General features: G+C 70.2%; 17 protein-coding genes and 4 tRNA genes. 6 read left to right on the top strand and 15 right to left on the bottom strand.

Translation table 11 applies throughout. The annotated features are described in order from the left end of the window. Nucleotides 1–20 precede the first annotated feature (20 nt). Together recG and ACF08M_RS20805 are read right to left on the bottom strand one after the other, a co-directional pair. Nucleotides 21–2249 (bottom strand): ATP-dependent DNA helicase RecG, encoded by a 2229-nt coding sequence (gene recG, locus ACF08M_RS20810; protein WP_392186727.1) that lies wholly within the window; start codon nucleotides 2247–2249, stop codon nucleotides 21–23. A 312-nt stretch (nucleotides 2250–2561) separates the two neighbouring features. Then, a complete protein-coding gene (locus ACF08M_RS20805) occupies nucleotides 2562–4259 on the bottom strand; it encodes a DAK2 domain-containing protein (protein WP_392186726.1) in 1698 nt (565 codons plus the stop codon). Between the two features lie 259 nt (nucleotides 4260–4518). Between ACF08M_RS20805 and rpmB the strand changes: the two genes are divergently transcribed. Beyond that, nucleotides 4519–4704 carry a 50S ribosomal protein L28 gene (rpmB, locus tag ACF08M_RS20800; protein WP_030928661.1) on the top strand — a complete coding sequence of 62 codons (186 nt, stop codon included), beginning with the start codon at nucleotides 4519–4521 and terminating at the stop codon, nucleotides 4702–4704. Between the two features lie 86 nt (nucleotides 4705–4790). Here the strand turns inward: rpmB and thiD are convergent, their stop codons facing one another. Both thiD and ACF08M_RS20790 read right to left on the bottom strand, forming a co-directional pair. Continuing rightward, nucleotides 4791–5597, bottom strand: a complete 807-nt coding sequence (thiD, locus tag ACF08M_RS20795) for a bifunctional hydroxymethylpyrimidine kinase/phosphomethylpyrimidine kinase (RefSeq protein ID WP_392186725.1) — start codon at nucleotides 5595–5597, stop codon at nucleotides 4791–4793. A 9-nt stretch (nucleotides 5598–5606) separates the two neighbouring features. Further along, nucleotides 5607–6578 carry a thiamine-phosphate kinase gene (locus tag ACF08M_RS20790; RefSeq protein ID WP_392186724.1) on the bottom strand — a complete coding sequence of 324 codons (972 nt, stop codon included), beginning with the start codon at nucleotides 6576–6578 and terminating at the stop codon, nucleotides 5607–5609. 328 nt (nucleotides 6579–6906) lie between these two features. On the opposite strand from ACF08M_RS20790, the gene ACF08M_RS20785 reads away from it, so the two are divergent. Both ACF08M_RS20785 and ACF08M_RS20780 read left to right on the top strand, forming a co-directional pair. Beyond that, a complete protein-coding gene (locus ACF08M_RS20785) occupies nucleotides 6907–7140 on the top strand; it encodes an Lrp/AsnC family transcriptional regulator (protein ID WP_392186723.1) in 234 nt (77 codons plus the stop codon). A gap of 20 nt (nucleotides 7141–7160) precedes the next feature. After that, nucleotides 7161–7649 (top strand): DUF3515 domain-containing protein, encoded by a 489-nt coding sequence (locus ACF08M_RS20780; protein ID WP_392186722.1) that lies wholly within the window; start codon nucleotides 7161–7163, stop codon nucleotides 7647–7649. A gap of 48 nt (nucleotides 7650–7697) precedes the next feature. Here ACF08M_RS20780 and ACF08M_RS20775 read toward each other — a convergent pair whose 3' ends face one another. The 3 genes from ACF08M_RS20775 to ACF08M_RS20765 all read right to left on the bottom strand — a co-directional run bounded on the left by ACF08M_RS20775 (nucleotide 7698) and on the right by ACF08M_RS20765 (nucleotide 10720). Then, complete coding sequence (locus tag ACF08M_RS20775) at nucleotides 7698–8855, bottom strand: D-alanine--D-alanine ligase family protein (protein WP_392186721.1); 1158 nt, start codon at nucleotides 8853–8855, stop codon at nucleotides 7698–7700. Nucleotides 8856–8960: 105 nt separating this feature from the next. Beyond that, on the bottom strand, nucleotides 8961–9971 hold the full coding sequence (locus tag ACF08M_RS20770) for an NAD(P)H-dependent glycerol-3-phosphate dehydrogenase (protein ID WP_392186720.1): 1011 nt from the start codon (nucleotides 9969–9971) through the stop codon (nucleotides 8961–8963). Next, nucleotides 9968–10720, bottom strand: a complete 753-nt coding sequence (locus ACF08M_RS20765) for a lysophospholipid acyltransferase family protein (protein ID WP_392186719.1) — start codon at nucleotides 10718–10720, stop codon at nucleotides 9968–9970. Before ACF08M_RS20765 ends, ACF08M_RS20770 begins: the two co-directional genes overlap by 4 nt. Before the next feature lie 155 nt (nucleotides 10721–10875). Between ACF08M_RS20765 and cofC the strand changes: the two genes are divergently transcribed. Together cofC and ACF08M_RS20755 are read left to right on the top strand one after the other, a co-directional pair. Next, nucleotides 10876–11550: a 2-phospho-L-lactate guanylyltransferase gene (gene cofC, locus ACF08M_RS20760; RefSeq protein ID WP_392186862.1), complete on the top strand. Its 675-nt coding sequence runs from the start codon at nucleotides 10876–10878 to the stop codon at nucleotides 11548–11550. A 22-nt stretch (nucleotides 11551–11572) separates the two neighbouring features. Continuing rightward, complete coding sequence (locus ACF08M_RS20755; RefSeq protein ID WP_392186718.1) at nucleotides 11573–11776, top strand: hypothetical protein; 204 nt, start codon at nucleotides 11573–11575, stop codon at nucleotides 11774–11776. Between the two features lie 94 nt (nucleotides 11777–11870). Here ACF08M_RS20755 and ACF08M_RS20750 read toward each other — a convergent pair whose 3' ends face one another. The 4 genes from ACF08M_RS20750 to leuC form a co-directional block, all read right to left on the bottom strand. Further along, nucleotides 11871–12521: an HU family DNA-binding protein gene (locus ACF08M_RS20750; protein ID WP_392186717.1), complete on the bottom strand. Its 651-nt coding sequence runs from the start codon at nucleotides 12519–12521 to the stop codon at nucleotides 11871–11873. 143 nt (nucleotides 12522–12664) lie between these two features. Further along, entirely contained in the window at nucleotides 12665–12892 is a 228-nt protein-coding gene (locus ACF08M_RS20745; protein ID WP_072487271.1) for a hypothetical protein, read from the bottom strand. Nucleotides 12893–12996: 104 nt separating this feature from the next. Continuing rightward, on the bottom strand, nucleotides 12997–13590 hold the full coding sequence (leuD, locus tag ACF08M_RS20740; protein WP_392186716.1) for a 3-isopropylmalate dehydratase small subunit: 594 nt from the start codon (nucleotides 13588–13590) through the stop codon (nucleotides 12997–12999). Nucleotides 13591–13595: 5 nt separating this feature from the next. After that, complete coding sequence (gene leuC, locus ACF08M_RS20735; protein WP_392186715.1) at nucleotides 13596–15020, bottom strand: 3-isopropylmalate dehydratase large subunit; 1425 nt, start codon at nucleotides 15018–15020, stop codon at nucleotides 13596–13598. 173 nt (nucleotides 15021–15193) lie between these two features. Here leuC and ndgR point away from each other — a divergent pair, with 173 nt between their 5' ends. After that, entirely contained in the window at nucleotides 15194–15910 is a 717-nt protein-coding gene (gene ndgR, locus ACF08M_RS20730) for an IclR family transcriptional regulator NdgR (protein ID WP_030928691.1), read from the top strand. 440 nt (nucleotides 15911–16350) lie between these two features. Here the strand turns inward: ndgR and ACF08M_RS20725 are convergent. From ACF08M_RS20725 to ACF08M_RS20710, 4 genes are all read right to left on the bottom strand, one after another. After that, nucleotides 16351–16423, bottom strand: a tRNA-Glu gene (locus tag ACF08M_RS20725). A gap of 24 nt (nucleotides 16424–16447) precedes the next feature. Next, nucleotides 16448–16519, bottom strand: a tRNA-Gln gene (locus tag ACF08M_RS20720). Between the two features lie 12 nt (nucleotides 16520–16531). After that, nucleotides 16532–16604, bottom strand: a tRNA-Glu gene (locus tag ACF08M_RS20715). 60 nt (nucleotides 16605–16664) lie between these two features. Then, nucleotides 16665–16737: transfer RNA gene (locus ACF08M_RS20710), tRNA-Glu, on the bottom strand. Nucleotides 16738–16759 lie beyond the last annotated feature (22 nt).

Below are 16759 nucleotides of genomic sequence, written 5' to 3'. Positions count from 1 at the left end.
CGTCACCCCTGCCGGACCTGTCAGCCCTTGTCCAGGTACTGTTCGCGCTCCTTGTCGAGCAGCGCGTCCAAAGCGATCCGCAGCTCGGGCAGGTGCTCCAGCTCCGGGTCGGCCGCGACGACCGCCACGGCCTCCTCGCGGGCGGCGGCGATGACCTCCTCGTCGTCGATGACGGTGAGCATCCGCAGCGAGGAGCGGACCCCGGACTGGGCCTGGCCGAGGACGTCGCCCTCGCGGCGCTGTTCGAGGTCGATCCGGGACAGCTCGAAGCCGTCGAGGGTGGCGGCGACGGCGGACAGCCGGGCACGGGCCGGACTCGCCTCGTGGGCCTCGCTGACCAGCAGACAGAGTCCGGGGGCGGAGCCGCGGCCGACCCGGCCGCGCAGCTGGTGCAGCTGGGAGACGCCGAACCGGTCGGCGTCCATGATCACCATGGCGGTGGCGTTGGGGACGTTGACCCCGACCTCGATGACGGTGGTGGCGACGAGGACGTCGACCTGGCCCGCGGCGAAACGGCGCATCACGTCGTCCTTGTCGTCGGGATTCATCCTGCCGTGCAGCACCTCGATGCGCAGGCCGGAGAGCGGGCCCTTGGTGAGCTGTTCGGCGATCTCCAGGACGGCGAGCGGCGGGCGCTTCTCGCCGTCGTCCTCGGGCGCCTTCTTCGCCTTCCGGCCCGCCGCCTCGTCCTCGGCGTCGTCGCCGATACGGGGGCAGACCACGTACGCCTGGTGCCCGCTCTCCACTTCTTCCCGGACCCGTTCCCAGGCACGGCTGAGGAAGTGCGGTTTGTCCTTGGCGGGTACGACATGGCTGGCGATCGGCGAGCGGCCGGCCGGGAGCTGGTCCAGTACGGAGGTCTCCAGGTCGCCGAAGACGGTCATGGCGACCGTACGGGGAATGGGCGTCGCGGTCATGACCAGCAGGTGCGGCGGCCTCTTTTCCCCCTGGGAGTTCTCCTTGGACCGCAGGGCGTCGCGCTGTTCCACACCGAAGCGGTGCTGTTCGTCGACGACGACCAGGCCGAGGTCGTGGAACTGCACCTTGTCCTCGATCAGCGCGTGCGTGCCGATCACGATTCCGGCCTCGCCGGTGACGAGGTCGAGCAGTGCCTGCCGGCGGGCCGCGACGCCCATGGAGCCGGTGAGCAGCACCACCTTCGTGCCCTGCTCGGCCCCTCCCAGCATGCCGCCCTCGGCCAGTTCCCCCATCATTTCCGTGATCGAGCGGTGGTGCTGCTGGGCGAGCACTTCGGTGGGCGCGAGCATGGCGGCCTGCCCGCCCGCGTCGACGACGCCGAGCATGGCGCGCAACGCGACCATGGTCTTCCCGGAACCGACCTCGCCCTGGAGGAGCCGGTGCATGGGGTGCTCGGTCGCCAGGTCGTCGAAGATCTCCTTGGAGACCTTCCGTTGTCCTTCGGTGAGGGTGAACGGCAGCTTGGCGTCGAAGGCGTCGAGCAGCCCGCCGGGGCCGGGGCGGCGGGCCACCGCCGGGAGCTGGGTGTCCGCGTACCTGCGGCGGGCCAGGGCGACCTGGAGGACGAAGGCCTCGTCCCACTTCAGCCGGTCCCTGGCCTGGGCGATGTCCGCCTTGGTCTGCGGGCGGTGGACCTTCAGCAGCGCCTCCGGGAGCGGGGTGAACCCGCGGCCCTCGCGCAGACTCGGCGGCAGCGGGTCGACGGCCTCCCGGGCGCTGGGCAGCACGGTGTCGACGGCCTTGGCGATCCGCCACGAGTCCAGCTGCTTGCAGGCCGGGTAGATCGGCAGCAGCCGTCCGGCGAAGGCATCCACCGCTTCCGTGGCCTCGGCCCCGTCGATGGAATCGGCGTCCAGCAGCTGGTACGTGGGGTGGGCCAGCTGCATCTTCCGGTTGAAGACGGAGACCTTGCCCGCGAACATCGCCCGCCGGCCCGGCAGCAGCTCCTTGTGCGGCTTGTGCACGCCATGGCCGAAGAAGACGAGCTGGAGCCGGCCGCTGCCGTCGGTGAGCGTCACTTCGAGACGCTTGCCGCGGCCGTTGTTGAACATCATGATGCGGGCGTCGGCGACCTGGGCGACCACCGTCACGTGCTCGTCCAGCGGGAGGTCGGTCAGCGCCGTGAGCCGGCCGCGCTCCTCGTACCGCCGCGGGTAGTGGTGGAGCAGATCACCGACCGTGTGCAGGTCGAGGTGGTCGGCCATCACCTTCGCGGTGGCTCCGCCGAGCAGCTTCTTGAGGGGTTCGTCGAACGCAGACACGGGATCCATTGCACACCACACCACTGACAGATGTCCGGCGGGCACCACCCGGAACACCAGAATCCCCTGGTCGGAGCCGTCGCCACGCGCCTGGGACCGAGACCCACGCGGCCGGCTCGCGGTCGCGTCCCCCGGGATACTCCGAGTCCCTCGCCGATCGGTCGCCGCACACCTTCCAGATGTTCGTGCCCTTCGCGCGGCTGCTGCGCATACGGGACGAACAGCCGGGCGCTTTCAGCGAGTTCATGACCGGGGCACACACACGCGGAACCGGGCCCGTCCGGCGGTCGAGGACTGCCCGGCGGGTGCGGCCGTGCCGCCCTACTCCACCCCGATCAGCAACGGAGCACACTGGTGGCCGCCCCGGTACACCACCGTGTCGACCGCCAGATAACCCTCGCGCACGTACCCCTCCAGCGCGTCCGCGAGGCTGTCGGGAACGTCCTCGCCGAGGACCAGGGTGACCAGTTCGCCGCCCGCCGCCAGCATGCGGTCCAGCACGTTGCGGGCCGTTCCCGGCACGTCCTCGCCGATGACCGCGACGTCGCCGTCGATCAGGCCGAGGATGTCGCCGGCCTGGCAGATGCCCGCCATGGTCCAGGACTGCCGCTCGGCGACGGCCAGTTCGGCGTAGCGGGTGGCGCCGGCCGCGGCGGTCATCGCCACCACGTCCTCGTCGAAGCTGCGGCCGGGTTCGTGGACGGCGAGGGCCGCGATGCCCTGGACGGCGGCCCGGGTCGGGATCAGTGCGACCCTGACCCCCTCCGCGCGGGCCTGTTCGGCGGCGGCGGCCGCGGTGTGACGCAACTCGGCGTCGTTGGGCAGCAGTACCACCTCGCGGGCGTGCGCCCGGCGGATCGCGTCGACCAGTTCGCCGCTGGCGGGCGGCTCCCCCGGGCGCGCCAGCACCGTTGTCGCCCCGGCCTCCTTGCACAGGCCGCGGAGCCCGTCGCCGGGAACCACCACGACGACCGCCCGCTGCACGGGCTCGGTGTGGGGGTGCACCCGGTCGGCGCCGAAGTGGGTGATCCGGATGCGGTACGGCCGTCCCGCCTCGACGCCGGCCTCCACCGCCGCACCCGCGTCGTCGACATGCACGTGGACGTTCCACAGCCCGTCGCCGCCCACCACCACCAGGGAGTCGCCGAGCCCGTCGAGCCGGGTCCGCAGCCGGTCCACGGCCTCGTCCGTGGCCTCCAGCAGGTAGATGACCTCGAAGGCCGGTCCGCCCGCCGCGCAGTCCTCCGGCACGGGGACGAAACCCGCGAAACCCGCGAAAGGCACAGAAGACACAGAAGACACAGCCGCCGCCGACGACGACACAGACAACGGCGACGACACGGACAACCCGGCCCCGGCTACGTACACACGCTCGGGGGCCCGCCCGGAGACCGCTTCGACCAGCGCCCCGAGCACCGCGACCAGGCCCTGTCCCCCGGCGTCCACGACCCCCGCACGCCCGAGGACGGCGAGTTGCCCGGGAGTCGCTTCCAGGGCCGTCCGCGCCCCCTCGTACGCCGCCCGTGCGACCGCCGCGCTTCCGGCGTCGTCCGCTGTGCGCCCGGCGGCCTCGGCGGCCGCGGCGGCCACGGTGAGCACGGTGCCCTCGACGGGGTGGGCGACGGCCTGCCGGGCGGCCGCGGCGGCCACGGCGAGCGCCCGGCGCAGGTGGTCCGCGTCGTGCCCGTCGGCCAGCACCCCGGCCATGCCGCGCAGCAACTGGGCCAGGATCGTGCCGGAGTTCCCGCGGGCACCGATCAGCGCTCCGTGCGCCATGGCCCGTACCGCGTCGGCGGCGACGGGCACGGTCGTACCGGTCTCGTGGGCGGCGAAGACCGCTTCGACCGCCTGGGCCGCGGACTCGACGGTCAGGTAGAGGTTCGTACCGGTGTCCCCGTCGGCGACGGGGTACACGTTGATCGCGTCGATCGCCTCGCGTTCCCGGCCCAGTGCCTCCAGGGCCAGTGAGCACCAGGTACGCACCGCGACGGCGTCCATCTCGTCGGCGGTCTGCGGCACCTGTCGGTCCTCCTCGAAATCGGCCGTGGCCGGCCGGCTGCACCGCAGAGTAGTCCCCGCGCGCCGGGTCCGGCGGGGACCGGGACGGGACGGGGGGCGGCGGAACCCATGGTAGTTTCGTTCCACCGACGCAGCCGTTGTATGCTGCTTCGGTTGCCCGATGAGAATCGGGCCATTTCTCCGGTGCCGCCACTTCAGTCAAATGATTCCGGCGCGCCGGAATTCACTGTAAGTGCACCTGAAGTCTTTGGAGTGACCCGTGGCTGCCAACTGCGACGTCTGCGGCAAGGGGCCGGGCTTCGGCAACAACATTTCGCACTCGCACCGCCGTACGTCCCGTCGCTGGAATCCCAACATCCAGCGCGTGCGTGCCGTGGTCGGTCGGACGCCGAAGCGGCTCAACGTCTGCACCTCGTGCATCAAGGCCGGCAAGGTCGCGCGCTGACGTTCCCGTCGTAGCGCAGCCTTCCGGTTGCCCAAAAAGCCGGTCCATCGCGATGGACCGGCTTTTTGCTGCGCTCCGGGGCTCCCTCATCCGGTGCGCGTCCGCCAGCCGTGGTCGACGGGGCCGATCCCGGCGCCCAGCGGGAAGCCCGCTGTGATCGCCCCGGTGACGAAGGCCTTCGCACCTCGTACCGCCGTGGGTACGTCCTGGCCCAGGGCCAGTCCGCAGGCGATCGCCGAGGCGAGCGTGCAGCCGGTGCCGTGGGTGTGCCGGTTGCCGTGTCTCGGGGCGCGCAGCCAGTGCTCCTCGGTGCCGTCCGTCAGCAGATCGACGGGCTCGCCCGGCAGGTGCCCGCCCTTGATGACGACCCAGCGCGGCCCGAAGGCCAGTACCTCGGTGGCGGCGTGGAGCATTCCGGTCTCGTCCGTGACGCTCACACCGGTGAGCTGCGTCACCTCGTCCAGGTTCGGGGTGGCGACCGTGGCGACCGGGAGGAGTTTCGTCCGTACGGAATCGAGGGCCTCGGCGGCCAGCAGCGGATCGCCGTGCTTGGAGATCCCGACCGGGTCCACGACGACCGGGGCGGCAGTGCCGGCGAGGAGTTCGGCCACGGTCTCCACGAGGCCGGCCGACACCAGCATGCCGGTCTTGACCGCCTGCACACCGATGTCGTCCACCACACTGCGGTACTGGGCGCGTACGGCCTCGACGGGCAGCTCCCAGGCGCCCTGCACGCCCAGCGAGTTCTGGGCGGTGACGGCGGTCAGCACGCTCATTCCGTGCACGCCGAGCGCCAGCATCGTCTTGAGGTCGGCCTGGATGCCCGCACCGCCGCCGGAATCGGATCCGGCGACGGTGAGCACACGGGCGGGTACGGCAGCAGAGAGGGGCATACCCGAAATCTACTGGGCGTCCTCGATGTCCCCGAAGTGGTCCCAGCCGCTCTTGCTGGTCCAGGGCGCCCCGTCGACCGTCACCTGCGGCAGCACCGAGGGGTTGAGGACTTCGCCGATCACCCTCCAGCGGGCGGGCAGCTTCACGTCCGGCGGGAAGGTGGCGACGATCGCATGGTCCTCTCCGCCGGTCAGCACCCACTGCAGCGGGTCGACGCCGACGGCCTGACCGATGTCGGACATCTGCGAGGGGATGTCGATGAGTCCGGAGCGCAGATCGATCCGTACCTTGCTGGCTTCGGCGATGTGCCCGAGGTCGGCGACGAGTCCGTCGCTCACGTCCGTCATCGCGGTGGCGCCGAGTCCGGCGGCGGCGGGGCCCGCGTGGTACGGAGGTTCGGGGCGCCGATGGGCCTCCACAAAGGCGCGGGGCGAGCGGAAGCCGCGGGAGAGCACGGCATAACCGGCGGCGGACCACCCGAGCCAGCCGGTGACGGCGACGACGTCGCCGGGCTGGGCGCCGGACCGGGTGACCGGTTCGTGGTTGCGCAGGTCCCCGAGCGCGGTGATCGAGACGGTGATCGTCTCGCCGCGCACGACATCGCCGCCGACCACGGCCGCTCCGGCGACCTGGCACTCGTCGCGGAGGCCGTCCATCAGCTCGCCGGCCCAGGTGACCGGGAGTTCGCCGGGGACGACCAGGCCGAGCAGCAGCGCGGTGGGCACGGCCCCCATGGCGGCGATGTCGGCGAGGTTCTGGGCGGCGGCCTTGCGGCCGACGTCGTACGCGGTCGACCAGTCGCGGCGGAAGTGCCGTCCCTCCAGCAGGATGTCCGTACTGGCCACGACCCTGCGGTCGGGAGCGGACACGACCGCGGCGTCGTCGCCGGGGCCGAGCCGTACTGCCGGAGTGGTGGTGAGCCGGGAAGTCAGCTCCCTGATGAGCCCGAACTCCCCCAACTCGCCCACGGTTCCCTTCACCGAGTCTCACCTCTCATCTATCGCGCCGGACATTCGTCCGGGCTGCTTCAGCGGCCGGGGGTCCGGATCGTGGACCGGCCGCCGCCGCAGGGAGCAGTCTGCACCGGTTCCCCTCGCCATGTGCGTCCCCCTTTCGCTCCGCCGCGCTCGCGGTCGCGGGCCGTCTCCGCTGTCGGTACTGTCAAGAGATACGTCAACCTGTGCTGTGTGCGCGCCACGCTGTGGACGGCAACCGCCCCGTAGGTCTCCCCGCGGCCCGCGGCGACGCGATACCGTGGCGTCCCTTTTCCATCCCCCACATGATCCTCGTGGCCGCCCTGGAGGTTCCGTGGTACAGGCGTACATCCTTATTCAGACCGAGGTGGGCAAGGCGTCGACCGTCGCCGAGACCATCGCCGCAGTTCCGGGAGTGATCCAGGCAGAGGACGTCACCGGCCCCTACGACGTGATCGTGCGCGCCCAGGCCGACACGGTGGATGAACTCGGCCGCATGGTGGTCGCCAAGGTCCAGCAAGTGGAGGGCATCACCCGAACCCTGACCTGCCCGGTCGTTCATCTGTAGTCCCCGTCTACGCTGGGCCGGTGACATCATCGCGCCGCCGGTTCCGCCGCCCCCTGTTTCTCGGTCCGTCCGTCGCCGCGCTGCTCCTGGCCGCGGCGGGCTGCTCCTCGACGGACGCCGCGGTGCCGGTCACGGTTCCCACGCCGTCCGGGGAAGCCGCACCCTACTGCCGCGCACTGCACAAGGAGCTGCCGAAGACCGTTGCCGGACTCGACCGCGGCGACACCGGGCCGAAGTCCGAGCTGACCGCCCAGTGGGGGGACGGAGCGATCGTACTGCGCTGCGGTGTCCCCCGGCCCGCCAAGATGGACGACCCCATGGCGAAGGGGGCCGAAATGGATGGCGTCAACTGGCTGGTGGAGCAGCCGGAAGGCGCCGGTCCGCGCTTCACGACGACCTATCGCAAGGCGTACATCGAGGTGAGTCTCTCGACGGCGTACGCGCACGACGCGAGCCCGTTGGCCGCGTTCGGTCCGGCGATCACGAAGACGGTGCCCAGCAGCCCGTAGGGCGTGCACTCCGCGACCGGAGGGCACGCCCTACGCGCGGGACTCGTCTCAGCGCAGGCCGGCCGGCCGGTTCAACGCGGCCTGGATCAGCCGGTCCACCAGCTCCTGGTAGCTGACACCGCTCTCCTGCCACATCCGCGGGTACATGGAGATCGGGGTGAAGCCCGGCAGGGTGTTGATCTCGTTGATCACGAAGCCGCCGTCCTCGGTGAGGAAGAAGTCGGCGCGCACCAGGCCCTCGCAGGACACCGCCTCGAAGGCGTCGACCGCCAGCCGCTGGACCTCGGCCGTCTGCTCCTCGGTGAGCGGGGCGGGCACGATCCCGGAGGCCGAGTCGATGTACTTGGCCTCGAAGTCGTAGAAGTCGTGCGAGGTCACCGGGGGGATCTCGGCGGGCACGCTGGCGCGCGGACCGTCCTCGAACTCCAGCACCCCGCACTCGATCTCGCGGCCCCGCAGCAGCGACTCCACCAGGAACTTGGGGTCGTGGCGGCGGGCCTCCTCGATCGCTTCGTCGAGACCGGAGAGGTCGTCGACCTTGGTGATGCCGAAGGACGAGCCGGCCCGGGCGGGCTTGACGAAGAGCGGCCAGCCATGGTCGCCGGCGAAGTCCACGATGCGCTTGCGGACGGCGGAGGGGTCCGCCTCCCATTCGCGGGGGCGCACCACGACATACGGGCCGACCGGCAGCCCGAACGAGGTGAAGACCCGCTTCATGTACTCCTTGTCCTGGCCGACCGCCGAGGCGAGCACCCCCGCGCCGACGTACGGCACACCGGAGAGTTCCAGGAGCCCCTGCAGGGTGCCGTCCTCGCCGTACGGACCGTGCAGCACGGGGAAGACGACATCGACCTCGCCCAGCGCCTTGGGGACCGAGCCGGGCTCGCTGTACACCACTTCACGGCTGCCGGGATCGACGGAGAGCACCACGCCGCCCTCGGTGGACTCGGCCAGCCGGTCCACATCCGGCATCGTCCGGTCCGTGATGGCCATGCGTTCGGGTTCGTCGGCGGTGAGCGCCCAGCGGCCCTCCGTCGTGATGCCGATCGGCAGGACGTCGTACTTCGTCCGGTCGATGGCGTTCAGGACGGCGCCCGCCGTGACGACCGAGATGCCGTGTTCGGAGCTGCGGCCGCCGAACACGACGGCCACACGCGGCTTGCGGAGCTGCTGCTCCGGGCTCTGGGAGAGGTTCTCGCTGCTCATATCGCGTTGAGCGTACCTGCTGGTACCCCTCGCGTCAGCGTGGCCGGGGCCGCTGGAGCGGTGACCGCGAACGTTCACCGCTCTGCCTGCTCCCCGGGCCTGTCGTCAGCGCCGCTCGGGCTTCGCGCTGCGCGACATCAGCTCGCCCAGCGCGACCATCGGCGGCTTGCCCTCGTGGACGATGCCGACGACCGTCTCGGTGATCGGCATGTCGACGCCGTGCCTGCGTGCCAGATCGAGCACCGATTCACAGGACTTGACGCCCTCGGCGGTCTGCTTGGTGACCGCGATCGTCTCCTGGAGCGTCATGCCGCGGCCGAGGTTGGTGCCGAAGGTGTGGTTGCGCGAGAGCGGCGAGGAGCAGGTGGCCACCAGGTCGCCGAGGCCCGCGAGTCCGGAGAAGGTCAGCGGGTCGGCGCCCATGGCGAGGCCGAGCCGGGTCGTCTCGGCGAGGCCCCGGGTGATGAGCGAGCCCTTCGCGTTGTCGCCGAGGCCCATGCCGTCGGCGATGCCGACGGCGAGGCCGATGACGTTCTTGACCGCGCCGCCGAGTTCGCAGCCGACGACGTCGGTGTTGGTGTACGGGCGGAAGTACGAGGTGTGGCAGGCGGTCTGGAGGCGCTGGGCCACGGACTCGTCCTGGCAGGCGACCACGGCCGCGGCGGGGCGGCGTTCGGCGATCTCCTTGGCCAGGTTGGGGCCGGTGATGACGGCGACGCGGTCCGGGGAGACCTTGGTCACGTCCTCGATGACCTCGCTCATCCGCTTCGCGGTGCCGAGTTCGACCCCCTTCATCATCGAGACGAGGACGGTGTCGGAGCCGAGGTGCGGCGCCCAGTCGGCGAGATTGGCGCGCAGCGTCTGCGAGGGCACCACGAGTACGGCGTAGTCGGCGCCGTGCAGTGCCTCGGCGGCGTCGGTGGTGGCCCGGACCGACGCGGGGAGTTCAATTCCCGGCAGATAGTCCGGGTTGGTACGGGTCGTGTTGATGGCCTCGGCGACTTTGGCGCGGCGGCCCCAGAGGGTGACCTCGCAGCCGGCGTCGGCGAGAACCACGCCGAAGGCCGTACCCCATGAGCCGGTTCCGAAGACGGCTGCCTTTACGGGGTGCGTCACTTGGGTCCCTTTCCTTCGGCCTTGCGCCGCTGTTCTGCACGGGCCTTGCTGTGGTCGTACGGCTCCGAGGGGGCATTCTCGCCCCGGATGATCTCCAGTTGCGCGGTCACCGCGGCCATGATGACCTCGGTCGCCTCGCGCAGGATGTCGGGCGTCGGCTCCCTGTCGTAGAACCGGGAGAGGTCGACGGGCGGTCCGGCCTGCACCTGAAGGGTCTTGCGGGGGAAGAGCCGGAGCTTGTTCTCCTTGGCGTACGGCGGCACCGCGAGGTTGGCGCCCCACTGGGCGACCGGGATGACCGGCGCCTTCGTCATCAACGCGACGCGGGCGGCACCGGTCTTGCCGGCCATCGGCCACATGTCGGGGTCGCGGGTGAGGGTGCCCTCCGGGTAGAAGGCGACGCATTCACCGCGCTCGATGGCGGCGACGGCGGCCCGGAAGGCGTCCAGCGCGTTGGTCGTCTCGCGGTACACGGGGATCTGTCCGGTGCCGCGCAGCATCATTCCGATAAAGGGGGTCTTGAAGAGGCCGGCTTTCGCGAGAAGCCGCGGCACACGTCCGGTGTTGTACTGGAAGTGGCCGTAGGAAAGCGGGTCCAGATACGAGTTGTGATTGACCGCAGTGATGAATCCGCCGTCGTCCGGAATGTTTTCCATTCCCCGCCAGTCACGCTTGAACAGAACCACCAGCGGCGGTTTTGCGATCACCGCCGCCAGGCGGTACCAGAAGCCGATTCTGCGGCGGGACACTCGGACACCTTCCTCTAAGGACCTGAACTCTGCCTGGCTACCGACGGTCAAGTCTCGCCCCAGGCCCCTGCTCTGTCGAGAACACCGTACGCCCCGCTTTCGGGACCGTACCCCCGGGTTCTCGCGCCGGCAGGCGAGAATAAGCGGCGACGCGCATCGAGGGGGAGATCGCCACGAACACCGACCCGACCGGTCCTTGGACCCTGGTCGTCCCGTTGAAGCCCTTGGCGCGGGCCAAGAGCAGGCTCACGCCCGCGACGGGCGACGCACTGCGCCCGCGGCTCGCCCTCGCGTTCGCCCGGGACACCGTGGCCGCCGCCCTGTCCTGCCGGGCGGTCGGGGATGTGGTCGTCGTCACGGACGACACGGAGGCCGGGGCGGTTCTCACCGCCCTCGGAGCGCGGATCGTGCCCGACGAACCGGATTGCGGGCTCAACGCCGCCCTGGCGCACGGCGGGCGGACAGTAAGGGCAGAACGGCCCGGGGCGGCCCTCGCCGCACTCAACGCGGATCTGCCCGCGCTGCGCCCCGCGGAATTGGCCCGGGTGCTCGATTTCGCCGCCGAATTTCCCCGGACATTCGTCACCGATGCGGCAGGATTCGGAACGACTTTTCTGTCGGCTGCACCGGGAGTGGAATTGTGCCCGGCTTTCGGTGGCCCTTCCCGGGCCCGCCATCTGGACTCCGGCGCCGTAGAAATCACGCTGACCGGCATCGATTCGGTCCGCCAGGACGTGGACACCGGCGACGATCTGCGAGCGGCGCTGGCCCTGGGCACCGGCCCGCACACGTCGGAGCACTGGGCGGCGGACGCCCCGGTGTGCCCCTGACCGGACCGATAGGCTGCCGTACATGCAGGCGACCTCGTACACGTACGACCCCGAGACCCGCACCGGCAGTGTGCTCCTCGATGACGGGACCCCGGTGGAATTCGACGCCAGGGCCTTCGAGGCGGGCGGGCTGCGGCTGCTGCGTCCGGGGCAGCGGGTGCGGATCGAGGGCGTCGGCGAGGGTGCGGACCTGCGGATCACCCTGGTGACCCTGCAGACGTTCTGAACGGCCGCGCACGCCCGGCCCGCAACAGCCCGCGGGCCGGGCCCCCCGAGGGGGGCCCGGCCCGGCGCGTGTGAGCAGCCTGCGCCGCTCGGCCTCACTTCTTCCGTGCAGTGGCCTTCTTCGCCGTGGTCTTGCGCGCCGTGGTCTTCTTCGCGGGCGCCTTCTTCGCCGTGACCTTCTTGGCGGGCGCGGTCTTCTTGGCGGCCGTCGCCTTCTTCGCCGCCGCGGTCGTCTTCTTCGCCGCCGCGGTGGTCTTCTTGGCGGCGGGGGCGGCCTTCTTCGCGGTGGTCTTCTTGGCCACGGCGGTCTTCGCCGCGGTCGTGGCCTTCCTGGCGGTGACCTTCTTCGCCACGGCCTTCTTCGCGGCGGCCTTCTTGGCGGCCGCCTTGGTCGTCGTGCGGATGGAAACACCGCCCGAGAGGCTGCCCTTGGGCGCCTTCTTCACGGCCACCTCGCCCTTGGGGAGCTTCTTCGAGCCGCTCACCAGGTCCTTGAAGCCCTGGCCCGCACGGAATCGGGGAACCGAGGTCTTCTTGACCCGCACCCGCTCACCCGTCTGCGGGTTGCGGGCGTAGCGGGCGGGACGGTCGACCTTCTCGAACGAGCCGAAGCCGGTGACCGAGACACGGTCCCCCGCGACAACCGCACGGACGATCGCGTCGAGCACCGCGTCAACGGCGTCCGCGGCCTGCTGACGGCCGCCGACCTTGTCGGCAATCGCTTCTACGAGCTGCGCCTTGTTCACGTCTTCCCCTTCGGAGACATTGCCAGAACGAAAGTGTTCAAGCGTTTTCGCACGTTAGGCAGATATATACCGCAAATCAAACACGAAACGGGCTAATCACCCTAGTGCCGCAACGAAGTCGACCGCTGCACAGTTCCGCAGAGTCAGTCACCTTCGGGGAATCGGCCCTCATCGAGGTCCTTCATCAACCGGTCCAGACGCCTTGCCGCATCCGGAAGATCGTGCTTAGCCGCGGCCGTGATGACCAGCAGCTTCCGGGACAGCGCCATCCGTACGCCCTCCGGGACTTGCAGTGCGCGCACTCTTGTGTGCGCTTCCTTCAAACGGTCGGCGACTTGGCCGTAAAGCTTGAGTTGGCTGTCGCGTTCCATGCACCGATTGTGCCATCTGGGGCGAGTTGTCGCCCGACGGGGTCTCAACAAGCGACTGCGCCCCCTACCAGAAGGTAGGGGGCGCAGTCCTGGAAACGCGCTGCTCAGGCGTTAATTGTACGCGGTTTGAAGCCCGGCCTCGCAGCCTCGTAAGTCGCGATGTCCGCTTCGTTCTGAAGGGTGAGGCTGATGTCGTCCAGCCCGTTCAGCAGTCGCCAGCGGGCGTTCTCGTCGAGCTCGAAGTCGGCCGTGATGCCCTCCGCACGGACCTGGCGGGCCTCCAGGTCGACGGTGATCTCGGCCGTCGGGTCGGCCTCGGTCAGCTCCCAGAGCGCGTCGACGACCTTCTGGTCGAGCACGACGGTCAACAGCCCGTTCTTCAGCGAGTTGCCGCGGAAGATGTCGGCGAACCGGGAGGAGACGACGGCCTGGAAGCCGTAGTTCTGCAGCGCCCACACGGCGTGTTCGCGGGACGATCCGGTGCCGAAGTCGGGACCGGCGACCAGCACCGTGGCGCCGCTGCGCTCGGGGCGGTTGAGGACGAAGCTCTCGTCCTTGCGCCAGGCCTCGAAGAGGCCGTCCTCGAAGCCGTCGCGAGTGACCTTCTTCAGCCAGTGCGCGGGAATGATCTGGTCGGTGTCGACGTTGCTGCGGCGCAGCGGGACGGCCCGGCCGGTGTGCGTGGTGAAAGCTTCCATGATTCTCAGACTCCGGCGGGCGTACGGACGTCGGACAGGTCGGCCGGCGAGGCCAGGTGACCCAGCACGGCGGTGGCGGCGGCGACCTGCGGGGAGACCAGGTGCGTGCGGCCACCCTTGCCCTGCCGGCCCTCGAAGTTGCGGTTCGAGGTGGAGGCGGAGCGCTCGCCGGGGGCCAGCTGGTCGGGGTTCATGCCGAGACACATCGAGCAGCCCGCGTGCCGCCATTCGGCCCCGGCCGCGGTGAAGACCTTGTCCAGGCCCTCCTCGACGGCCTGCAGGGCGACCCGTACGGAGCCCGGAACGACCAGCATCCGTACGCCACTCGCGACTTTGCGGCCGTCCAGGATCGCGGCCGCGTTCCGCAGGTCCTCGATCCGGCCGTTGGTGCACGAGCCTACGAAGACGGTGTCCACGTTGATGTCGCGCAGCGGCTGGCCGGCGGTCAACCCCATGTATTCCAGGGCCTTTTCGGCGGCGTTGCGCTCCGAGGCGTCCTCGTACGAAGCCGGGTCGGGGACGCTGGCCGACAGGGGCGCGCCCTGGCCGGGGTTGGTGCCCCAGGTGACGAACGGCGCCAGCTCGGCGGCGTCGATGACGACCTCGGCGTCGAAGACCGCGTCGTCGTCGGTGCGCAGCGTCTTCCAGTACGCGACGGCGGCGTCCCAGTCCTCGCCCTGCGGGGCGTGGTCGCGGCCCTTCAGATAGTCGAAGGTGGTCTCGTCCGGGGCGATCATGCCCGCCCGCGCGCCGGCCTCGATCGACATGTTGCAGATGGTCATCCGGGCTTCCATCGAGAGCTTCTCGATGGCCGGGCCGCGGTATTCGAGGATGTAGCCCTGGCCGCCGCCGGTACCGATCCGGGCGATGATCGCCAGGATCAGGTCCTTGGCCGTGACGCCGTCGGGCAGTTCGCCGTCGATGGTGATCGCCATGGTCTTCGGGCGCGCCATCGGCAGGGTCTGGGTGGCCAGGACGTGCTCGACCTGGCTGGTGCCGATACCGAACGCGAGGGCACCGAAGGCGCCGTGCGTGGACGTGTGGGAGTCGCCGCAGACGACCGTGGTGCCGGGCTGGGTCAGCCCCAGCTGCGGGCCGACCACGTGCACGACGCCCTGCTCGACGTCGCCCAGCGGGTGCAGCCGTACGCCGAACTCCGCGCAGTTCTTGCGCAGGGTCTCCAACTGGGCACGGGAGACCGGGTCGGCGATCGGCTTGTCGATGTCGAGGGTCGGGGTGTTGTGATCCTCGGTGGCGATGGTGAGGTCGAGGCGCCGCACCCGGCGTCCGGCCTGCCGGAGGCCGTCGAAGGCCTGGGGGCTGGTCACCTCGTGCAGCAGGTGCAGATCGATGAAGAGGAGGTCGGGCTCACCTTCGGCGCGCCGGACGACATGGTCGTCCCAGACCTTCTCCGCGAGTGTCCTACCCATCGCTTTCCCTCCGGCCGGCGTCTTCGCCGGCCCAACTAGAGATTGGTGCGCCGCCGCCCGGACCCCCGTGCGGGGCGGTGGCTACGGGCCGTTGTGTGGCCGCCCGTACAGGTTCGCAACTTCCGCCGAAAATTGAACTTGCGTTTCACAGAGTGAGACGGGAGTATCGTCGTATGGACAACTCTAGCGGCGTCGGCGTTCTCGACAAGGCGGCTCTGGTATTGAGCGCCCTGGAGTCCGGTCCGGCCACCCTCGCCGGGCTGGTCGCGGCGACCGGGCTCGCACGACCCACGGCCCATCGACTGGCCGTGGCACTGGAACACCACCGGATGGTGGCGAGGGACATGCAGGGCCGCTTCATCCTCGGCCCCCGGCTCGCCGAACTCGCGGCGGCGGCCGGCGAGGACCGCCTGCTGGCCACGGCGGGACCGGTGCTCACGCATCTTCGCGACATCACCGGCGAGAGCGCGCAGCTCTACCGGCGCCAGGGCGACATGCGGATCTGCGTGGCGGCGGCGGAGCGGCTGTCCGGCCTGCGGGACACCGTGCCGGTCGGCTCCACGCTCACCATGAAGGCCGGTTCGTCGGCGCAGATCCTGATGGCCTGGGAGGAGCCGGAGCGGCTGCACCGCGGCCTCCAGGGCGCCCGCTTCACGGCGACAGCCCTCTCCGGCGTACGACGCAGGGGCTGGGCCCAGTCGATCGGCGAGCGCGAGCCGGGCGTGGCCTCGGTCTCGGCACCGGTACGCGGCCCCTCGAACCGGGTGGTCGCCGCCGTCTCGGTCTCCGGACCGATCGAGCGGCTGACCCGGCACCCGGGCCGGATGCACGCCCAGGCGGTCATCGACTCGGCGGCGCGGCTGAGCGAGGCCCTGCGGCGCAACGGCTGACGTCCCCGTACACCTCTCCTGGCCGCCCCAGCGTCGTGGCGGCCCCTGCCGGAACCGCACTCTCAGAACCGCACTCTCCGGAACGTCACACCTCAGAACCTCACATCGCGGACGAGCAGTGCGCGAGACGGTCCGCGACCCGGCGGGCCTCTCCGCTCCCCCGCCTCCGCCTCGGCTGCCCCTGCGACGTGAAGTACCCGACCGGGCAGGCCCGCCTCATGCGCCAAGTCGCCGTCCAGGACCTGGACATGATGGAGAGGTACCCCACGCAGGCGGAGCAGGTGGAGACGGTGGTCGCGGCGGCCGTGCTCTACGAGCCGCTGCTGATGTCGCTGCGCAGAATGGCCCAGGAGGAGGAGTCGACCTGGCGGCACGGGCTCCGAGTACCAACGACAAGGGCCCTTCACCGAGGCGAAGGGCCCTTGTCTGCCGTGCTGTTGTACCCCCGACCGGATTCGAACCGGCGCTACTGCCGTGAGAGGGCAGCGTGCTAGGCCGCTACACAACGGGGGCTTGCTACTACAGTGCATTTCTGCGCTGGGCTACCAGGACTCGAACCTAGAATGACGGTACCAGAAACCGTAGTGTTGCCAATTACACCATAGCCCATGGTGTTGCAAGTACCCCCGACCGGATTCGAACCGGCGCTACTGCCGTGAGAGGGCAGCGTGCTAGGCCGCTACACAACGGGGGCCCTAGCGATCCTGCATCGAGAGCGTGGGTGCGACCCAGATGATCTCGCGGGAAGGATCTGTACCCCCGACCGGATTCGAACCGGCGCTACTGCCGTGAGAGGGCAGCGTGCTAGGCCGCTACACAACGGGGGCTTGCTACTACAGTGCATTTCTG

Origin of the sequence: Streptomyces sp. NPDC015032, from assembly GCF_043080425.1 — a bacterium.
GTDB lineage: Bacteria > Actinomycetota > Actinomycetes > Streptomycetales > Streptomycetaceae > Streptomyces.
Note: the sequence above shows the minus strand (reverse complement) of the source record. Positions and strands in the feature narration are given on the sequence as shown.

What these genes read in the sequence shown, in the direction of transcription:
- recG (WP_392186727.1), bottom strand. Translation starts at nt 2,249, where the DNA reads ATGGATCCCGTGTCTGCGTTCGACGAACCCCTCAAGAAGCTGCTCGGC.
- thiD (WP_392186725.1), bottom strand. Translation starts at nt 5,597, where the DNA reads ATGCCCCTCTCTGCTGCCGTACCCGCCCGTGTGCTCACCGTCGCCGGA.
- ACF08M_RS20775 (WP_392186721.1), bottom strand. Translation starts at nt 8,855, where the DNA reads ATGAGCAGCGAGAACCTCTCCCAGAGCCCGGAGCAGCAGCTCCGCAAG.
- ACF08M_RS20755 (WP_392186718.1), top strand. Translation starts at nt 11,573, where the DNA reads ATGCAGGCGACCTCGTACACGTACGACCCCGAGACCCGCACCGGCAGT.
- ACF08M_RS20745 (WP_072487271.1), bottom strand. Translation starts at nt 12,892, where the DNA reads ATGGAACGCGACAGCCAACTCAAGCTTTACGGCCAAGTCGCCGACCGT.
- leuD (WP_392186716.1), bottom strand. Translation starts at nt 13,590, where the DNA reads ATGGAAGCTTTCACCACGCACACCGGCCGGGCCGTCCCGCTGCGCCGC.
- leuC (WP_392186715.1), bottom strand. Translation starts at nt 15,020, where the DNA reads ATGGGTAGGACACTCGCGGAGAAGGTCTGGGACGACCATGTCGTCCGG.
- ndgR (WP_030928691.1), top strand. Translation starts at nt 15,194, where the DNA reads ATGGACAACTCTAGCGGCGTCGGCGTTCTCGACAAGGCGGCTCTGGTA.